The sequence below is a fragment of the Paraburkholderia youngii genome (assembly GCF_013366925.1).
Lineage (GTDB): Bacteria > Pseudomonadota > Gammaproteobacteria > Burkholderiales > Burkholderiaceae > Paraburkholderia > Paraburkholderia youngii.
In genome coordinates, this window is record NZ_JAALDK010000002.1 from 1,314,145 (window position 1) to 1,330,745 (window position 16,601).

Below are 16,601 nucleotides of genomic sequence, written 5' to 3' on the forward strand. Positions count from 1 at the left end.
CGCGAACCGACGCCGCGACCCGATCCAGGCGCCCGACAACTCGAATGAACAAAACTAATGAATAAATGAAATAATGCCATTTTTCTTCATGGAACGAAGCCCCTATCATGGCTGCCGATCCTTACATCGTTCCTTGCATTTTTTCATCGGAAGGCAGCCTCCATGGTCACGACACATAATCTCGGCTTCCCGCGCATCGGCGCAAAACGCGAACTGAAGTTCGGCCTCGAACGCTACTGGAAGGGCGAATCGTCGCGCGAGGAACTGAAGGCGCTAGGCGCGCAACTACGCGCGCGTCACTGGCATGACCAGAGCGAGCTCGATCTCGCACCGGTCGGCGATTTCGCGTTCTACGACCAGGTGCTGGACATGAGCTTCACCCTCGGCTGTCTGCCGGCACGCGTGCAGGGCTTTCATGGCGACAGGCTCGACAACTACTTCCGCGTCGCGCGCGGCCGTTCGGCGCAGGGTGCCGAGGAGCACGCCGCCTGCTGCGGCGGCGTCGCGGCCGGCGAAATGACGAAGTGGTTCGATACCAACTACCACTACATCGTCCCTGAATTCACCGCCGATACGACGTTCAACCTCGACACGTCCGGCTTCCTCGAACAGCTGCGTGAAGCGCGCGAGCAGGGCGTCAAGGCGAAGCCGGTGATCATTGGCCCGATCACGTATCTATGGCTGGGCAAGGCGAAGGACGACTCCGACAAACTCGCGCTGTTGGCTCGCATCATGCCCGTCTATCGCGCGCTGCTCGACTATTTCAAGGTGATGGATGTCGAGTGGGTGCAGATCGACGAGCCGGTGCTCGTCACCGAACTCGATCCGGCATGGCGCGACGCGTTCGTGACCGCTTATCAAGGCTTCGAGGAACGCGGCGTCAAGCTGCTGCTCGCTACCTACTTCGGCCAGCTGAAAGAGAACCTCGAACTCGCGTGCGGCTTACCCGTCGACGGTCTGCACATCGACGCAATCAACGCACGCGACGAAGTCGCGCTGGCCGCGCGCAAGCTGCCCGCGCACAGCGTGCTGTCGGTCGGCGCGATCAATGGCCGCAACGTCTGGAAGACCGACCTGAACGCCGCGCTCGAATGGCTCGCGCCGCTCGCGCGCCAACTCGGCGAGCGCTTGTGGCTCGCGCCGTCGTGCTCGCTGCTGCACGTGCCGGTCGATCTCGCGAGCGAAGAGAAGCTCGATGCGGAAATCCGCTCCTGGCTCGCGTTCGCGCTGCAAAAACTCGACGAACTGAAGGTGCTCGCCACCGCACTGAACGGTGGCCGCGATAAGGTCGCCAATGAACTCGCCGCCAATGCCGCCGCGGTTGCCGCGCGCCGTGAGTCGCCGCGCGTGAACAACCCGGCGGTGAAGGCCGCGCTCGCGCGCATCGACGCCAATCTCGGCAATCGCCAGCACGCCTATGCCGAGCGCGCGGCGAAGCAGGCCGCGCTGCTCGAACTACCCGCATACCCGACCACGACGATCGGCTCGTTCCCGCAAACGGTGGAAATCCGCCACGCTCGCAGCCAGTTCAAGAGCGGCGCGCTCGATCAGGCAGGCTATCGGGACGCGATGCGGCGGGAAATCGAGCGCAGCGTGCGCGAACAGGAAGCGCTCGGTCTCGACGTGCTCGTGCATGGCGAAGCCGAACGCAACGACATGGTCGAATACTTCGGCGAGCAACTCGACGGCTACGCGTTCAGCCAGTTCGGCTGGGTGCAGTCGTACGGTTCGCGCTGCGTGAAGCCACCTATCCTGTTCGGCGACATCAGCCGTCCGCGGGCGATGACGGTCGAATGGATCAGCTACGCGCAGTCGCTGACGAACAAGCCGATGAAGGGGATGCTGACCGGCCCCGTGACGATCCTGAACTGGTCGTTCGTGCGCGACGACCAGCCGCGTTCGGTGTCGTGCTACCAGCTTGCGCTGGCGATTCGCGAAGAAGTGCTCGACCTGGAAAAGGCCGGTGTACGCGTCGTGCAGATCGACGAAGCCGCGTTGCGCGAGGGCTTGCCGCTGCGCCGCGCGCAATGGGGTGAGTATCTGCGCTGGGCGGTCGAGTCGTTCCGGATTACCGCGAACGGCGTGCGCGACGAAACGCAGATCCACACGCATATGTGCTATTCCGAGTTCAACGACATCATCGAGTCGATCGCCGGCATGGATGCGGACGTCATCACGATCGAGACCTCGCGCTCGGACATGGAGCTGCTCGCCGCGTTCGACGACTTCAACTACCCGAACGAAATCGGCCCGGGCGTCTACGACATTCACTCGCCGAACATCCCCACGCAGCAGCACATCGTGCAATTGATGCAAAAGGCGGCGGAGCGCATTCCGGCGCAGCGACTATGGGTGAACCCGGACTGTGGCCTGAAGACCCGCCAGTGGGCTGAAGTGATTCCGGCGCTGACGAACATGGTTGCGGCCGCGAAGACGCTGCGCAGCCAGGTTCAGTAAAGGGCGAGCGGGCCGTCGCTTTCCTTGCGGCGGCTCGTCTCCGGATCGCCGGTTTGCGCCGGGCATTGAGCAAGGCGCTACATTCCTTTCCGCCAGCCAGATTCCGCGGCCACTACATGCCGCGCGTCCACTGCCCACACACAATCACAGTTCAATCGCGCCAATACCCACGCCAACCGTATTGGACGCTTAACGCGATTGATACACTTCCAAGATTCCTTCTCCGGGTCGCTTGCGTCGACAGCAGAAGCCTCATTGCGCGGCACCTGCATGCCCGCCGAACGGTCTCACGCGGCTGCGCAGCGACCGGGAACGCCGATTGCGAGTCAGTCACGATGGCCGTGGTTAGCCACGGTCACCCGCAATCTCATACAGGAGAACCTCATGACCTCGGACAAGAATTCGAATCGACAGCCGTCGAACCCGGCGCAACCCGGCCGAGACAGCGGACAGCAGCAACAGAACCAGACTCCTCCGACGCATCAGGGCGGCCAGCGGCAGCCCTGAGCGCGATGAGCGACGACGTGTGCAACGTCGTCGCTCGAACTAGCGGGATTCCGAGTGCAATAGCGCCGCGAATGGCGGATCGCGACTACGAAGGCGACGTGGAAAAACTACACATCTATCTGTTCGGCGCGCACGATGCGGTTCGCCACGAGCAGGCGCTGATACGGCTCGACAAGGCGGGCTACATGGTCACGCTCGCGCGGCTCGTGGTCGAGGATCTGCCGACCTACACGCAGGGACGCGAGCGCCCTGAACTGCAGAGTCTGATCCGGCGCATCGCGCCGCGCGATACGCTCGTCGTGCTCGAGCTGGCCGCGCTCGGCTGCAATGCGCGCGACATTCTCACCACCGTGATGCAGTGCCGGAAGGCCGGTGTGGCGCTGCGTTGCGTCGAAGTCGGCCATACCGATCTGGCCGGACGTCCCGAGCCTTCGGCGGTGAAGGCGCTGCGCGCGCTGGTGCGGCTCGATGCCGCGTGCCGCAGCCTGCGTAGCCGCGATAGTCTCGCGGCCGTTCGCGCGAGCGGCAAACCCACGGGCAGGCCGCCGTCGCTGTCCGAGCAACAGCGCCAACGCGTGCTGCAATCCCTCGGCAGAGGACAGTCGGTCAGCGAAGTCGCGCGACGCTTCGGCACTTCGCGCCAGACCGTGATGCGCATTCGCGCGGACACGCCAGCCATGTAGAAAATACCTGCCGAGTTCTTTCGTATCGTTCTTACCGCATCGCCGTTCGGGCATCCCGCCTGGCGCGTTTCACATAACCGATCGCTGAAAAGCGCCACATTGCCTTGGCACGCGCGCACAAGCTGCTGTCCGTAACACATCAGTTACGGACAGAGGCATATGCTTTGCTTTGAAAGTTCAGACGTCTAACCTCAACCTACACACCACATTATCAAACCTTGCGATCCGAACCCGAGGCGCGGCGCGATGCCGTATGGAAGCCATGAACGTGAAACGTCTGACTGTTTCTGCAACCCCGGGATCACTCCGAGTCGTCGCAGTCTGGAAGAGCCTGATCGAACATCATGCGCACGTGTGCGGCTGGTCCGCGCACGTGAACACCGCGGGCGGACGCGAGTCGCTGAGCGTCGATCTGGTCGATTGCCCGGCCGAACGCCTCGCGATCATCTCGGCCGCGTTGAGCGCGGGACCGATGAGGGTGCTGACGAGCGACGCGGAGTCCACCCTCCGTTCCTCATGAACCCAATGCCATAGCCCGCACGCCCTTCGCGGCATGGCTTTTGAGCGGCCTCCGTGGCACTGCTCCCCGAGCGACCTTCGCGGTCGCTTCTTTTTTAATGCGCGTCACGAGACTCGTTCCCCCACCGGCTGCGGCGGCATCGGCCGACTCGCCTCGATGCGCGCGCGGAAATAATGCGCGGTGCGCAGCAGCCCTTCATCGAGCGACATGGCTGGCTGCCAGCCGAGCAGTTTGATGGCCAGCGAGATGTCCGGCTGCCGGTGCCACGGGTCGTCGGCCGGCAGCGGCTGCGTTTCGAGCGGCGAAGCGGAGCCGGTCACCGCGACGATGCGCTGCGCGATCTCGCGCATCGACACTTCGTGCGGATTGCCGAGGTTGACCGGGCCGCCCGGATCGTCGGCGCTGTTCATCAGCAGGATGAAGGCATCGATCATGTCGTCGACATAGCAGAACGAACGCGTCTGCGTACCGTCGCCATAGACGGTCAGCGGTTCGCCGCGCAGCGCCTGCATCATGAAGTTCGACACCACGCGGCCGTCGGACGGATGCATGCGCGGGCCGTAGGTGTTGAAGATACGCGCGATGCGGATCGACAGACCATGCTGGCGGCGATAGTCCATGAATAGCGTTTCCGCGCAGCGCTTGCCTTCGTCGTAGCACGAGCGCGGACCGATCGGATTCACGTGACCCCAGTAGTTTTCCTTCTGCGGATGCACGAGCGCGTCGCCATACACTTCGCTCGTCGACGCCTGGAAAATCCGCGCTTTCACCCGCTTGGCCAGCCCGAGCATATTGATCGCGCCATGCACGCTGGTCTTCGTGGTCTGCACCGGATCGTACTGGTAGTGAATCGGCGATGCGGGGCACGCGAGGTTATAGATTTCATCGACTTCCACATACAGCGGGAACGTCACGTCGTGACGCATCAGCTCGAAGTTCGCACAATCGAGCAGATGCGCGATGTTGTCCTTCGTGCCGGTGTAGAAGTTATCGACGCACAGCACGTCGTGCCCCTGCGCAACGAGCCGTTCGCACAGATGCGAGCCGAGAAAGCCGGCGCCGCCGGTGACCAGAATGCGCTTGCGGGTGAGTTCTTTCATGGTGCGTGATCCTGTGGTTGGAGCGCATGGGCGTTGAAAAGCGGCGTGGCGTCACGCGGTGACGTGCAGCAGCGCGTCGTGCCAGTCCTGCGCGAAACGGTCGATATGAAAACGCTCCAGCGCCGTGCGCCGCGCGCCTTCGCCGAGCCGCCGCGCTTCGTCTGGATCGCGCAGCAGCCCGAGCATCGCGTCGACGAGCGCATCGACGTCGGTATGCACGAAGCCGTTTTCGCCGTTACGGATCACTGTCGCGAGCTCGGTGGTCGCGAGACCGACGATCGGCATGCCGATGGTCATCGCCTCGACGATCGCGAGGCCGAGGCTGGTCCAGCGGATCGGATTGAAAAAGAAGCGGTAGCGCGCGCTGAACGAGGCCAGATCGAGATTGCCGATTTCGCCGATGCCGTCGAGCCGCTGCGCGTCCATGCCCACGAGATCGAGCGGCACGCGCGTGCGCGTTTCGCTGAAGATGTCCGCGCCGAGCCGCCGGCCGCGCTGCGCGAGATGATTGACTACCACGATGCCGCGCTGCAGTTCGCCGCTGTAACGCACGCCGTCGGGTACCACGACGCCGTGTTCGATCACGCGCGTCGGCGTGACGCCGCAGTCCCACATCAGCCGGTTGAAGTGCGTGACGTGCACCAGCAGCGTGCCGGGATCGTCGACCCAATGCCATTGCTCGAACGCGTTTTCCTGCGGCGGATCGTGCTCGACGTAGACGCGCGGCAGAAGTCGCTGCGCGGCGCTCAGCACGTGCTCGCGGTCGTATTCCCAGTGCGTGCGATGCTGGTACAGCACCACGTCGAACTCGTGATTGGCGACGTCGTCGATCGCGATCTCGTGCACGTTCTCGCCCCACGGCAACACGCCGACCTTGCCGGCGTAACCGGGCGGATGGCCCGGTTTCGTCACCAGATAGAAATCGTGCGGCGTCTGGCTCAAGTAGTACATGTAGTTGCCGTGCACGTGCCAGGTCAGCACACGCAGTCGGCGGCAATTACGCAGCATGGTGCAGATCCTCGAAAAACAGTGAAACGGTTCCCTCATGCAGGCTACTGGGCGCGCCAGCTTGCGCGCCCGGTGCGCGCGCAAGCTGCTCGCGGGCGGTCTCGACCACCTCATCGACGCCGATGTTCAGCGCGCATGGATGGCCATACGGGCAGTCGCGGAACATGCACGGCCGGCATGCCGGATAGTCGGCCAGCACGCGGTGCCGCGCATGATCGAGCGGCGCCCAGCGCCGCGTGTCGCTGCCGCACGCGATCACGACCGACGCGGTCGCCATCGCCGCGGCGATGTGCGAGATGCCGGTGTCGTTGCAAACCACGAGCCGCGCATGCGCCGTCAGTGCCGCGAGCCCGCCGAGCGACGTTGCACCGGCCAGATGCAGCGCGGGCGCGCTCATCGCGCCGAGCACCGCGCCGGTCAGCGGCGTCTCGGCGGCCGTGCCGGTGATCGCGATCTGCCAGCCGTCGGCGGCGAGGTGGTCGGCGACGGCCGCGAAGCGCTCGGCGGGCCAGCGGCGCGACGGCAATTGCGAGCCGGGGTGGATCAGCACGAGCCGCTCGTCTTCGATGCCGTGATCCGCGCGCAGCGCGGCAAACTCATCGAGGTCGGGCGCGGTGAGCGGAAACGTCAGGCGCCGGTCGTGTACCGGCGCACCGAGTGCGCTCATCAGCGCCAGATAGCGCTCTGGCTCCGGCCGTGCATCCGGCCAATCGATGAAGCAGCCTTCGCGCGTGGCCTCATCGGGCTGCACGAAGCCGGCATCGGCACGCGCGCCGAGTCGATGCAGCAGATCGTTGGCGACGCCGCCGCTGCCGTGCAGCTGGATCGCCAGATCGAATCGCCGCTCGCGCATCCGCGCGAAGAACGCAGGCAAGCCATCGTCCGTTTCGGGCTGCTCCGGAAAACCGACGGCGCCGGGAAACACGATCAGCTCGTCGACGAGCGCCGCATAGCGCTCGACGAACGCGCGCGCCCACGGCAGTCCGATCAGCGCGATATGCGCAGCGGGGGCGGCGGCGCGCAGCGCGCGCAGCGCGGGTACCGCGCACAGCATGTCGCCGAGCTGCAGCGCGCGAAACACGACGATACGGCGCGGCGCGAGCGCCGCCAGCAGCGAGGGTACGGTCATGGAAAGAACACCTTGAAACGGATGGCGCCATAGAGCCGCCAGTAGATCGACAGGAACGGAATCAGAATGGACGTCCAGATCATTTCGGCGACGTGGCGCCAGCCGTGATTGCGCCCGCGCAGCCGACGCGCGCAGAAATAGCCGGTCAACCAGCACCACGCGATCACACCCGCGCCCGCAAGAATCGGCAGATCCGCGAACCCACCGCCAATCGCAAGCAACGCGGCAGCGAGAATGGCGTAATACAGCAGCGGCGGCCGCGAGCCGATGCGCGTTCGAAACAGTTCCGGATGCTTGCGATAAAGCAGCGCATCGAATTGGCTCTTTTTCTGCTGCGCGATGCTGACGCCCCAACGCGCGGGCCGCACCGGATGCACGACCACCGCGTCGCGGGCGTGCACGATCTGGCCGCCGGCGGTAAGCAGCGTGAACTGCAGGTCCGAATCCTCGCGCCACGCCGACGTGAAACGTTCGTCGAAGCCGCCGGTCGCGACGAGCGCCGCGCGCGTCACGAACACGTTCGCGGTCGCGAACTCGGCGCGGGCGAGGCCGCTCGCGTCCGCTTCGTAATCGGTCGGCAGATCGGGTAGCTCGGGCAGCGGCACGACGATCCTGCCGGCGGCCGCCGTGGCGCCGGAAGCGAGCGCCGCGACGCCGGCCGTCAGCCAGTGCGGATCGGGCAGCGTGTCGTCGTCGGTGAAGGCGATCAGCGACGCGCGCGCATACTGCCAGCCCGCGTTGCGCGCGCCGGCCGGACCCTGGGTGCGTGTGACCGGCAGGTAGTGCACCTCCAATCCACGCGGCGCCTGCTCGCGCGCGAGCCGTTCGACGCAGGCGCGCGTGGCGTCGTCTGGACCGTCGTCGCAGACCACGATCTCGTAGCGATGCGGCGCGAACTGCTGCGCGCACAGCGCGTCGAGGCAGTTCGCGAGCATCTGGGGACGGCGATAGGTGGGCACGACCACCGACACGTCGGGCCACGACGGCGTGCGCAGCGTGCGGCCGGCTTCCTCGGCATCCTCACTGCTGTAGCGCGCGGCCACGCCGCCATGCAGTGGCGCCGGACACATGACCGCCGCGTTCATACGCGGCCCCCCGCCTTATCGACGAGGAACGGGCCGATCACGAGCGCGTCGAGCGGCGAGGTCCAGAACGACTCGACCGCGTCGCGCGGCGAATTCACCATCGGCTCGCCGCGCGTGTTGAACGACGTATTGACGAGAATCGGCACGCCGGTGCGCTGCTTGAACGCGGCCAGCAGGTCGTAGTACAGCGGGTGCTGCGCGCGGTTGATGGTCTGCACGCGCGCGGTGCCGTCCACATGCCGCACGGCCGGAATCCGCGCGGCCTTGTCGGCGCGCACGTCGAAAATGAACAGCATGAACGGCGCGGTTTGGCCGTTCACGAACCAGTCGTTTGCTTCCTCTTCGATCACGACCGGCGCGACCGGGCGGAAGTCTTCGCGATCCTTGATCTCGTTGAGCTTCGCCTGCATGTGCGGATCGATCGGCGACGCGAGGATCGAGCGCGCTCCGAGCGCGCGCGGCCCGAATTCGGTGCGGCCCTGATACCAGCCGATCACTTTGCCTTGCGCGAGCAGATCGGCGCTCTCACCGGCGATATCGGCGAGGCGCCGGTACGGCACTTTCGACCAGTGCAGGAACTGCTCGATTTCCGCTTCGCTGTATTCCGGGCCGAGGTACGCGTGATCCATTTTCCAGCGACGCTCGCGGTCGCCGCGCGCGGCGCGCTCGCGATAGTCGGTCCACAGCGCCGCGCCGAGCGCGGTGCCGGCGTCGCCGGCCGCCGGCTGCACCCACACTTCGCTGAACGGCCCCGCGTCGCGCACCTTCGAGTTCATCACGCAGTTCAGCGCGACGCCGCCCGCCATGCACAGCCGGCTCAAACCGGTCTGCCGATGCAGCCAGTGCGCGAGTTCCAGCACGGTCTCCTCGAGCACGCGCTGCAACGAATTGGCGATATCGAAGTGGCGTTGCCCGAGTGGACCGCCGCGTTCGCGTGCGGGACCGAAGCGCTCGGTCAGACGCGGCGCATCGACGGTATAACTGCCGTCCTGGCGGTACTTGACGATCTCGCGAAACACATCCACATGGGCCGGCTTGCCGTACGACGCGAGCGCCATCACCTTGTACTCGTCCGACGAGTGCAGGAAGCCGAGCCAGTCGGTCACCGCTTCGTACAGCAAGCCGAGCGAGTGCGGCAGCTCGACCTGTTTCAGGCGCGTGTATTCGCCGCCGACGAATTGCCCCATGCTGGTCGTCACGCCTTCGCCGCGGCCGTCCATCGTCAGCACGGCGGTGTCGTCGAACGGTGCGGCGAGAAACGCGCTCGCCTCGTGCGCGAGATGGTGCTCGACGAAGTGCCATGCGAAGCCGTGCTCGCGATCCACGCCCTGGAACCGCTTGCGCAGATGATGCGGCGCGCCGTCGAGCAACTGGCCCTTCGCGTTCGCGATATAGCTGAGAAACAGCGGGTCCCACGGCGACGCGGACGGGTTGTCCGGACGCGTGCCGGCCGGATCGAACGGCAGCTCGATCGTCGCGCCCGGCTTCTTCGGCATGCCGCCGAACAGCGCGGGGTCGTACGAGTATGCGACGTGATCGATGTCGGCGAGCGTGATGCCGGCGGCTTTCAGGCAGTAGTCGATCGCGTCGAACGGCAGCTGCCAGGTCGAGAACGGCACCGGACGTTTCGCGTGCTTGACGTGCGTGAAGCGTTCGTCTTCGGCGGCGGCGAGCACTACGCCGTCACGCAGCAGCGCGGCCGCGCTGTCGTGATAGACCGCATTGATTCCAAGTGTGTACATGGCGTTAGCAGTGGCAGTGGGTTCAGGGGATGGTTGGCTGATCCGTCAGCGACGGCGTGCTCGTGTCATCGCTGCGGCCCGCGCGCTCGGCTGCGCCACGCCGCGGGGCATGCGCATGCGCGTGCCGCAATTCGAGTGCCGCGTGCACGACTTCTTCGATCGGAACACCGAGCAGGCAAGCGTGATGCCCGTGCGGACACACGCTGCGATAGCACCAGCGGCATTCGACGTCGCGATACAGCACGCGTTGCGGCGTTTGCCACGGCGTGTGCTGCGGGTTGGTCAGCGCGTAAAGATCGACGACCGGCGTGCCGAGCGCGGACGCGACATGCACGGGGCCGCTGTTGTTGGAGACGAGCACGCTTGCGCGTTCGAGCAGCGCGGCGAGCTCGGCGAGCGTCAGTGCACCGCTCAGGTCATATAGCTGCGCGCACACGTCTGGAGCAGCGGCGCGCATCACGGCCTCGACGAGCGCTCGCTCGCTCGCGCCGCCGGTCAACAGCACGGCGGCGCCGGTTTCGCGCGCGAGCCGTGTCGCCACTTCGCCGAAGCGCTCGGGCGGATAGCGGCGCGATGCGGCGGTCGCGCCTGGATGCAGCACGATGCACTCGTCGTGGCGGGAGATGCCGAGGGTCCTCAGTTTCGCGTCGAGCGACCGGCGCGCGGCGGGCGGCACGCGAAAACGCATGGCGGTGTCGCTCGACTGGGCGCCGACGTGACGCACCAGATCGAGCTGGCGTTGCACCTCGTGCCGCGTGCGCTGCTGCGGCTCCGGTTCGCGCAGCCAGTCGGTCAACAGCGCATACGGATTCTCGCGGCAATGCGCGAGGCGGCGCGGAATCCCCGCGAGATAGCACAGCATCGCGGCCGGCAACGGGCTCTGGCTGTACACGGTGAAAATCACCGCCGCGTCGAAGCAGCCGCGCTTCAGCCGCTGCTGCATCCGATGATCGTCGAGCAGATCGCGCGTCACGTTCGACGCGGGCGCGACCCACGGCGCGTCGTATTCGATCACGTCGTCGACGTCGTCGAGAAACGGCGCGAGCGCGACGCCGCTGCGCGACGCGAGCAGCGTGAGATGGCGATCTCCGGCGGACTCGCGCAGCGCGTGCAGCGCGGGCGTCGTCATCAGCACGTCACCGAGATTGTCGAGGCGCACGCACAGAATCCGTTTGACGTCGTCGCCCCAGCACACCGGCTGCGACGTATCGGGCACGCGCGCATGAGCGAGCGTGGGCGGCGCCAGTGGCAGAGGTGCGTTCACCGCGGCGCCTCCTTGCGGCGCGCCGCGCTGCCCGGCGGCACGCCGTTCAACACGACGCGTTGCGCGGCCTCGTGCAGATCGGCCGCGCGCGCATTCGGCGTGCGCTGCGGGCCGGTCCGCCATTCGGTCTCGTGGCCGTTGTCGAGCAGGATCGTGCGACAGCCGGCGCGATTGCCTGCTTCGACGTCGTCGAGAATGTCGCCGACGAACCAGCTATGCGCGAGATCGAGTTCATGTTCTTTGGCGGCGCGCAGCAGCATGCCGGGCGCGGGCTTGCGGCAGTCGCAGACGATCGCGTAGCGCTCGACGCTGCCCTCCGGATGATGCGGACACCAGTAGGCGCCGGCGAGCGTGGCGCCGCACTCGGCGAACATCTGCCGCAGCCGGCGTTCGACGGCGAACAGCGCTTTGTCTTCGAACTTGCCGAGCGCGATGCCGGACTGATTGCTGATCATGAACAGCGCATAAGGGTAGGCGGCGAGCAGCGCGAGCGCTTCGCGCGCGCCAGGCGCGAAACGCATCAGCGCGGGATCGGCGTTATAGGGCACGTCTTCGAGCAGCGTGCCGTCCTTGTCGATGAATACAGCGGGTACCGTCATGATGGTTGGTGGTATTTGCGAGCGTGGGCCGGAAGTCGGAAAAAGGCGCGCCGTAGCCGCTGGACCGGCTGCGGCGCGTTCCAGGTGCGCACGCCGTGCGCGTTCGCGCGGCGTGCGCCGTCGTCAACCGAACGACGCTCCGCCTGCTGCTCGAAGCGGTAGCTGCGCCGGCTCGAAGCCGGTGTCGAGCGATGTTTTGCTCGGCGCGAGCTTTGCCGCGCGTGCATAGATTTGCGCGAGCGCTTCGCTGACGCCGCGCCAGGTAAAGCCGGTCCGCGCCCGGTCGAGGCCCGCTTCGCCCATCCGGCGCGCGAGCGCGGGGTCGCGCCGCAAGCGGTCGAGACGCGCCGCGAGTGCGTGCGGATCGCGCGGCGGCACCAGAAAGCCGGTCACGCCATCGAGGACCGAATAGCGAATGCCGCCGACATCGGCGCCGATCACCGGCGTCGCGCAGGCCATTGCCTCCACCGGCGTGATGCCGAACGGCTCGTACCAGGGCGTCGTCACGAACACGTCGGCGGCGCTGTAGAAGTAGCGCAGCCGCGCGCGACCATGCCGGCCGACGAAGCTCGTCTGCTCCGCGACGCCACATTCGCGTGCGATCTGGCGCAGGCGCGCGATCTCCGGTGTCGCGATTTCGTTGGGCGCGTCCGAATTGCCACCGACCACGTACAGCCGCGCTGCCGCGTTGAAGGTGTGCTTCAGCACGCCGACGCCGCGTACCACGTTGTCGATGCCTTTGCGCTGCACGAGCCGGCCTAGCTGCAGCACGATGAAGTCGTGCGGGCTCCAGCCGAGCGCATTGCGGGCGGCTTCGCGCTCGACGGGCCGGAACTCCTCGTCATCGAAACCGCACGGCACGATCCGGATGCGCGCGGGATCGGCGCGATAGTGTTCGAGCAGATCGGCCTGGTCCTGCGGACATTCGGCGACGACGACGTCCGAGCGTGCGACCAGTTCGTCTTCGATCGCGAAGCGCTCGTCGGGGAAGCCGTCGTCCGCGCCCTGATGGATGCGCCGCACGCGGCCGAGCGCATGAAAGGTCGTGACCAGCGGCACACCGAGCGCAGCCTTGACTTGCAACGCGGCGAGGCCGGACATGAAGAAGTTCGCGTGCATCACGTCGTACGGCTGAGGTTCACGCCGAAAAAACCCGATCAGAAACGCGGCGAACTCGTCCATGAACGGCAGTAATTGTTCCTTCGGCAATTGTCGAGGCGGTCCGGCAGGCACATGAATCACGCGCACGCCGTCCATGTCGACGCGCTCAGGCACCAGTGCGCGATCGCGGCGCGTGAACACGTCGACCTGATGGCCCATTTCCACCAGCTGACGCGCGACGTTCGCGACGTAGATGTTCTGGCCGCCGCTATCGACGCCACCGGCGACAGCAAGTGGCGACGCATGTTCACTGATCAGGGCGATCTTCATTTGCACTCCTTCCTGAGATGCGCGTTTTTCGATATTGGGGAATCGTTTCACCGGCCCGGAGCATTCGCTGTGCCATTCGACCCTGAGATGCCGATGAACGACGGTAGACGTTGGTCTGGACGGACGAAGCGCTGTGGCGTGCCCTTTTTCGTGCAGATAGAGAAGCGCTGTGGCGTTCCCTGTTTCTACATACGATCCATGTAACTTCGCACCGCTGATGGCGCGCCGGTACTAGGATGGGCGGAGGATAGCGCGCAATGAACAGGTAAGAGGTGCGCGGCAGGCGCTGCCGTACACCGGTCATTTTTCGCGCGCCGCCGGGCGCGCCACTTGCTCCACGGCCCATTTGTGCGACGTTTTATCCGGGCGCGCCCCGACTAGGATCCCATGCCGAATTCCGTCCCGCCGCCTCGCTCCGAACTGACGCGCCGAATCGTCGGCGATCTCGCGCATGCGGTATGGCGTTATCGCTGGCAGACCAGCGGGGCGCTCGCGCTGATGATCACGGCCCGGCTCGCGACCGTGCTGATGCCGCTCACGTTGAAGCACATCGTCGATGAGCTCGGCCATCCGCTCGCGCATGTGGCGTTTCCGGTGTTTCTCGTGCTCGCCTATGCGCTGCTGCGCTTTTTCGGCGACGCGCTGAACGAGGCGCGCGACGTCGTGTTCAGCATCGTCGTGCAGCGCACGGTCGCGGCGCTGACCGAGCGGACCTTCGCGCATCTGCACCGGTTGAGCGCGCGTTTTCATGCGCGGCGCGAGACTGGCGCGATCGTGCGCGACGTGCAGAAAGGCGCCGACGGTATCGGTTTTTTGCTCGGCACCGCACTGTTTACGATCGTGCCAACCTTCTTCGAGATCGCGGTGATCGTCGCGATCATGGTGCACGCGTACGCGCGCGAGTTCATGTTCGTGATCGTCGCGACCTTCGTGTTGTATGCGGGTTATACGTTCGTGTTCACGCGGCGGCGCGTCGCGTTCCAGCGCGCGGTCAATCTGCTCGAAGCGCAATCGGACGGACGGCTCGTCGATAGCCTGCTGAACTACGACACGGTCAAGTACTTCGCGACCGAAGACAGCGAAACGCAACGGCTCGGCGACGTGCTGGAAAAGTGGGTCCACGCGCGCATCGCGAATCAGAACGCGTTGACCGCGTTGCACGTGGGACAGAGCGCGGTGATCGCGCTCGGGGTGGCGGGGGTCATGCTGCTCGCTGCGCAGCACGTGGTGGCCGGCAGCATGAGCGTCGGCGATCTGATTCTGGTCAACGCCTACCTGATCCAGGTCTGCATGCCGTTGAACACGCTCGGCTTCGTGTTTCGCGAGACCAACGACGCACTCGTCAACGTCGAGCGCATGTTCGTGATTCTGGCGGCGCGCGGCCGCGTCGGCGAGGATATCGATGCACGCGACGCGCAGCCGCTGAAGGTCGGCGCGGGGCTGATCGAGTTCGAGCACGTCGATTTTGGCTACGACACCGCGCGTCAGGTGCTGCGCGATGTCGACTTCCATGCGTATCCGGGCAAGACGCTCGCGGTGGTCGGCGGCAGCGGCTCAGGCAAATCGACGCTCGTCAAGCTGCTGTTCCGGCTGTACCGGCCCGAGCGCGGCATGATCCGCATCGACGGGCAAGACATCAGCCAGGTCACGCAGCGCAGTCTGCGCGAGGCGATTGGGATCGTGCCGCAGGACACCGTGCTGTTCAATGAAACGATCGCCTACAACATTGCGTATGGACGTCCGTCGGCGACACGCGCGGATGTCGTGCGCGCCGCACGCGCCGCGCAGCTCGACGAATTCATCGAGCGCTTGCCCGATCACTACGACACGCGCGTTGGCGAGCGCGGCGTGCGGCTGTCGGGCGGCGAGCGCCAGCGCATCGCAATCGCGCGCGCGATCCTGAAGGACCCGCGCATCATCGTGTTCGACGAAGCAACCTCGGCGCTCGACACGCGCTCCGAGCGCGCGATCCAGACCGAGCTGACGCGTCTCGCGCAAGGCCGCACGTCGATCGTGATCGCGCATCGGCTTTCCACAGTCGTCGACGCGGACTGGATTCTGGTGATGGAACACGGCCAGGTGGTCGAGCAGGGCACGCATCGTGAACTGCTCGCGCGCGACGCTGTGTACGCGAAGATGTGGTCGCTGCAATGGCAGCAGGGCGAACTCGAACACGCGCAGCGCCGGCTGACTGCTCGGTCGGTCAGCGTCAGCGCGTTGACGGCGGGTGTGATCGATGCGTTGCACGACGAGATCGCCGGGCAGCGCGTGGTCGTCTACGCGGAACCGACCGACAACGAACTGCGCGTGACCGGCGACCCGAGCGTGCTGCAGCCGCTGATCGCCGAGTTGTGCCGCAACGAGATCGCGCAGGCTACGCCGGGGCAGCGCATCGCACTGCGCGCGGAGCGCCACGGCAATCACGTATGGTTCAGCGTGCTCGGCATGGGCGACCAGCCGGCCGAGCTATCGCAGGCGACGGCGCGGCAGATGGAAAGCGCGCTGGCGGCCGCGGGCGGCAGCTTCACGCTGACCCCGCTGAACGGGCGGCTCGCGTATGTCGCGATGCTGCCGTTGCGGCCGGTCGCAGATGCGCAACCGCCAGAGTCCACCGCACCGGATTCGGCCGAGCCCGCTTCGCTCGACGGCCTCTGCGTGCTCGCGATCGACGATCAGGAAGAAGCACGTGACGCGCTCGAAGCGGTGCTGAGTACGAGCGGCGCACGCGTGCGGCTGTTCGCATCCGGCCGCGAAGCGCTGGATTGGCTGCGCGCGACGGACCCGGCGCAATGGCCGCACGTGGTGCTCTGCGATCTGATGCTGGCCGGCGAAGATGGCTACGACGTGCTGCGCCGCTTGCGCGAACTGGAAGGCGAGCGGCCGTCCTTTCCGGGCAGGCCACTGCCCGCGATCGCGTTGACCGGCTATGCGGACGCGCTCGACGTTCAGCGCACGAGCAATGCTGGCTTCGACGCGCATTTGAACAAGCCGGTACCCCCCGAAGAACTGATCGCCGCGATCCGTCGGCTCGCGCCTGTACCGTCGAGCGCGGACTCGACGTTGCCAGGATAAGGAA

At 66.1% G+C, this 16,601-nt stretch carries 13 protein-coding genes; 5 read left to right on the plus strand and 8 right to left on the minus strand.

All coding sequences use genetic code 11. From position 1 onward, the window contains the following. Positions 1-162: 162 nt before the first annotated feature. The 4 genes from metE to G5S42_RS37425 all read left to right on the plus strand — a co-directional run bounded on the left by metE (position 163) and on the right by G5S42_RS37425 (position 4,167). Positions 163-2,457: a 5-methyltetrahydropteroyltriglutamate--homocysteine S-methyltransferase gene (metE, locus tag G5S42_RS37415; RefSeq protein WP_176111731.1), complete on the plus strand. Its 2,295-nt coding sequence runs from the start codon at positions 163-165 to the stop codon at positions 2,455-2,457. 384 nt (positions 2,458-2,841) lie between these two features. Further along, entirely contained in the window at positions 2,842-2,964 is a 123-nt protein-coding gene (locus tag G5S42_RS45315; RefSeq protein ID WP_013094087.1) for a hypothetical protein, read from the plus strand. A 71-nt stretch (positions 2,965-3,035) separates the two neighbouring features. After that, complete coding sequence (locus G5S42_RS37420) at positions 3,036-3,647, plus strand: recombinase family protein (protein ID WP_176111732.1); 612 nt, start codon at positions 3,036-3,038, stop codon at positions 3,645-3,647. Between the two features lie 262 nt (positions 3,648-3,909). Beyond that, positions 3,910-4,167 (plus strand): hypothetical protein, encoded by a 258-nt coding sequence (locus G5S42_RS37425; RefSeq protein ID WP_176111733.1) that lies wholly within the window; start codon positions 3,910-3,912, stop codon positions 4,165-4,167. Positions 4,168-4,271: 104 nt separating this feature from the next. Here the strand turns inward: G5S42_RS37425 and G5S42_RS37430 are convergent, their stop codons facing one another. The 8 genes from G5S42_RS37430 to G5S42_RS37465 all read right to left on the minus strand — a co-directional run bounded on the left by G5S42_RS37430 (position 4,272) and on the right by G5S42_RS37465 (position 13,525). Continuing rightward, positions 4,272-5,267 (minus strand): UDP-glucuronic acid decarboxylase family protein, encoded by a 996-nt coding sequence (locus G5S42_RS37430; protein WP_176111734.1) that lies wholly within the window; start codon positions 5,265-5,267, stop codon positions 4,272-4,274. Positions 5,268-5,318: 51 nt separating this feature from the next. After that, on the minus strand, positions 5,319-6,275 hold the full coding sequence (locus G5S42_RS37435) for a glycosyltransferase family 4 protein (protein WP_176111735.1): 957 nt from the start codon (positions 6,273-6,275) through the stop codon (positions 5,319-5,321). After that, the gene (locus tag G5S42_RS37440; protein WP_176111736.1) at positions 6,265-7,404 is read right to left on the minus strand and encodes a glycosyltransferase family 9 protein; all 1,140 of its coding nucleotides are present in this window, start codon (positions 7,402-7,404) and stop codon (positions 6,265-6,267) included. Before G5S42_RS37440 ends, G5S42_RS37435 begins: the two co-directional genes overlap by 11 nt. Then, positions 7,401-8,489: a glycosyltransferase family 2 protein gene (locus G5S42_RS37445; protein WP_176111737.1), complete on the minus strand. Its 1,089-nt coding sequence runs from the start codon at positions 8,487-8,489 to the stop codon at positions 7,401-7,403. The genes G5S42_RS37440 and G5S42_RS37445 overlap by 4 nt, the downstream gene beginning before the upstream one ends. Continuing rightward, on the minus strand, positions 8,486-10,231 hold the full coding sequence (locus tag G5S42_RS37450) for a carbamoyltransferase family protein (RefSeq protein WP_176111738.1): 1,746 nt from the start codon (positions 10,229-10,231) through the stop codon (positions 8,486-8,488). Before G5S42_RS37450 ends, G5S42_RS37445 begins: the two co-directional genes overlap by 4 nt. 22 nt (positions 10,232-10,253) lie before the next feature. Further along, complete coding sequence (waaF, locus tag G5S42_RS37455; RefSeq protein WP_176111739.1) at positions 10,254-11,495, minus strand: lipopolysaccharide heptosyltransferase II; 1,242 nt, start codon at positions 11,493-11,495, stop codon at positions 10,254-10,256. Beyond that, positions 11,492-12,094 carry a D-glycero-alpha-D-manno-heptose-1,7-bisphosphate 7-phosphatase gene (locus tag G5S42_RS37460; protein ID WP_176111740.1) on the minus strand — a complete coding sequence of 201 codons (603 nt, stop codon included), beginning with the start codon at positions 12,092-12,094 and terminating at the stop codon, positions 11,492-11,494. Before G5S42_RS37460 ends, waaF begins: the two co-directional genes overlap by 4 nt. 123 nt (positions 12,095-12,217) lie before the next feature. Further along, positions 12,218-13,525, minus strand: a complete 1,308-nt coding sequence (locus G5S42_RS37465; protein ID WP_176111741.1) for a glycosyltransferase family 4 protein — start codon at positions 13,523-13,525, stop codon at positions 12,218-12,220. A gap of 387 nt (positions 13,526-13,912) precedes the next feature. On the opposite strand from G5S42_RS37465, the gene G5S42_RS37470 reads away from it, so the two are divergent. Continuing rightward, positions 13,913-16,597 (plus strand): ATP-binding cassette domain-containing protein, encoded by a 2,685-nt coding sequence (locus G5S42_RS37470; RefSeq protein WP_176111742.1) that lies wholly within the window; start codon positions 13,913-13,915, stop codon positions 16,595-16,597. The last annotated feature ends 4 nt before the right edge of the window (positions 16,598-16,601 follow it).